This is a genomic window from Pandoraea anhela (assembly GCF_902459655.1).
Classification (GTDB): Bacteria; Pseudomonadota; Gammaproteobacteria; order Burkholderiales; family Burkholderiaceae; genus Pandoraea; species Pandoraea anhela.
Genome location: NZ_CABPSB010000046.1, coordinates 1 through 2,425 on the forward strand (window position 1 = coordinate 1; position 2,425 = coordinate 2,425).

Sequence of the window (2,425 nt, forward strand, 5' to 3'; positions counted from 1 at the left end):
TTTTAGTCCGAAACGCTTTTAGAGTCCGAGGTTAAAAACTTCTGTTCTTCATGCGCCCGAGCAAACTGCTCGGGCGTCAGGTTGCCGAGAGAGCTGTGAGGCCGCTCTGTGTTGTACTCGATACGCCACGATTCAATCAAGTGCTTGGCGTGACGCAGCGAGACGAACCAGTGTTCGTTCAGACATTCGTCGCGGAACCGCCCGTTGAAGCTCTCGATGTAGGCGTTCTCCACAGGTTTGCCGGGGCGGATGAACGACAGCGTGATGCCGACCTCGTACGCCCAGGCATCCAGTACCTTGCCAGCGAACTCCGGCCCGTAGTACATGCAGAATGTCAGCCATCAGGGGTAACGGGCATCCTTTGGATTGCCCGTTCACCGCCCGCCGGAGGAAACCGAAATGGCCGACTTGCTGGAAGGTACGCTGCCCCTGAACCTAATTGCAATCGACATCGCCCGTTATTCGAACGCTGTGTTGATCGAGTTGTCGGACGGGAAGCGTCAGCGCTTCCGGATGACCAACAGCGCTCCTGACTTCGACCGGCTGTTGAGTTACCTTCAAGCGCTACCCGGCAATTGCCGGGTAGCGCTTGAGCCGACCGGCGACTACCATCGCCCGCTGGCTCACCGCCTGCTCACAGCTGGGCACGAGGTGGTCAGCATCAATTCCGTGGCACAGGCGCGGTATCGCGAAGCGATGTTCAACTCTTGGGACAAGAACGATCCCAAGGACGCGCAGGTCATCCTGGAAATGCTCAGGCGTGGCACATATCAGCGCTACGTGGACCCGCAGATCGCCGGCCATCATGACCTGCAAGAACTTGCAAAGACCTACTACCAAGTTTCCCGCGCACGCACCAAGGTGCAGCACTCTCTGATCAACCACAGCCTGCCCCTGTACTTCCCGGAGATGCACCGCTACTGGTGCACCACCCGCAACGAATGGTTCGTGCGTTTTCTGCTCGAGTTTCCGACGCCGACGCATGTACGCGCCCTGGATCGCGAGAGCTTTGTGGCTGCTGCATGGGATCTGGTCGGCCGCAAGGTGAACAAACGCGCCAAACTCGAAGAGATATGGGAAACAGCTGCACACACCGCTGCCTTGCCTCACGCGCCGGATTGCCTGGCTGTTGAGACATTCCGCATTACCCTTCGCCGGTACCAGGAGCTCAACGTACTGCGAGCGGCAATCGAGGCGCGCGCCGAGGCGGAGCTTCACGACAATATCGACTTCGCCCATCTGAAGACGCTGCCTGGCATTGGCTCGGTGATCGCCATGACTATCCTCGCCGAGGCCGGCGACCTGCGCCGCTTCGGTCACCACCGTCAGTTCCTGAAGTACTGTGGATTCGACTTGGCGAAGATACAGTCGGGTACCCAGCGGGGGCGCGAGCAGCTCTCCAAGCGCGGCAATGCACGATTGCGGCTGGCCTTCTGGATGGCAGGCATGGCTGCCGTGCGCATGAAGGAGAACTCATTCCGCTCGAAATATGAACGTTACATCCATGCAGATCCGGACGACGCTGACCTCAAGCGCAAGGCACTTACCGCCGTGGCAGCGAAGATGGCTCGCGTGGCTTACAGCATGATCAAGAAGAACCAGCCTTACAGGCAGTTCTTCGAACTCGGTTTACCCAGTGGATCGATCCCTCTCTCGGCTGCCGTTGGGGCGCAGGCGACCCCGTAGATAATGCTCGGACCTTCCGCTGGGGCTTCTATGCTGTTTTAGGTACGGTGAAGATCACGCCGTGTGCGATGAATCTTGTGTCCACTATGGTCAGCAAGTCTCCCCCGATGCCGCGGAAGACCACTGGTTGGTTGTCGTCCGCTCTTTGACAGCTCGCGCACTGCATCTCGCCGTGTGCGTGGCACCGCTTTACCTTGCGTTGCACATTCCGCTTGCATTTAGAACGTTGTCCAAGGTGATGGATAACGGCAATCCGCGCATCTCCCGCAAACGCTCCAGCACTTGCCTCACGCGCTGCCCTGGCAGTGAAGTGTCGACCTCGATGACAAGGCATTCACGCGTGTAATCGTCGACTACATTCAGGCACCGAAACCGCCGACCGTACGCCAAGCCGTCAGAGACGAAGTCCATTGACCAGCTTTGATTCGGTCCTGTTGGTAGCGGTCGAGGGGTCCGTTCGACTGCGGCAATGCGCTTGCGCCTTCGTTTGCGCACGCTCAGTCCCGCCTGGCTGTACAGCCGCCAAACCCGCTTGTGGTTCGCCAGCCAACCCTCCCGACGCAACAGCACGTGAATGCGGCGATAGCCATACCGGCGCTTCTGCGCCGCAATGGCCACCATTCTGCTCGTCAACTCCACGTCGTCGGTTCGGCTCGACTCATAACGGAACAACGACCGCGAAATTCCCACCAGCCCGCAAGCCCGGGTGACACCCATCGCGCGCTCGGTCATCAACGTT

2 protein-coding genes and 1 pseudogene are annotated in these 2,425 nt (G+C 59.3%); 1 reads left to right on the top strand and 2 read right to left on the bottom strand.

Annotated features, from left to right (window positions below; all coding sequences use genetic code 11):
• Positions 1-2: 2 nt before the first annotated feature.
• Positions 3-317, bottom strand: a pseudogene (locus PAN31108_RS26125) (integrase core domain-containing protein); the annotation flags it as partial.
• Positions 318-399: 82 nt separating this feature from the next.
• Here PAN31108_RS26125 and PAN31108_RS26130 point away from each other — a divergent pair.
• The gene (locus tag PAN31108_RS26130) at positions 400-1,686 is read left to right on the top strand and encodes an IS110 family RNA-guided transposase (protein ID WP_150671648.1); all 1,287 of its coding nucleotides are present in this window, start codon (positions 400-402) and stop codon (positions 1,684-1,686) included.
• A 189-nt stretch (positions 1,687-1,875) separates the two neighbouring features.
• Here the strand turns inward: PAN31108_RS26130 and PAN31108_RS26135 are convergent.
• A partial coding sequence (locus PAN31108_RS26135) for an IS3 family transposase (protein ID WP_150671649.1) occupies positions 1,876-2,425 on the bottom strand: 550 nt, incomplete at its 5' end.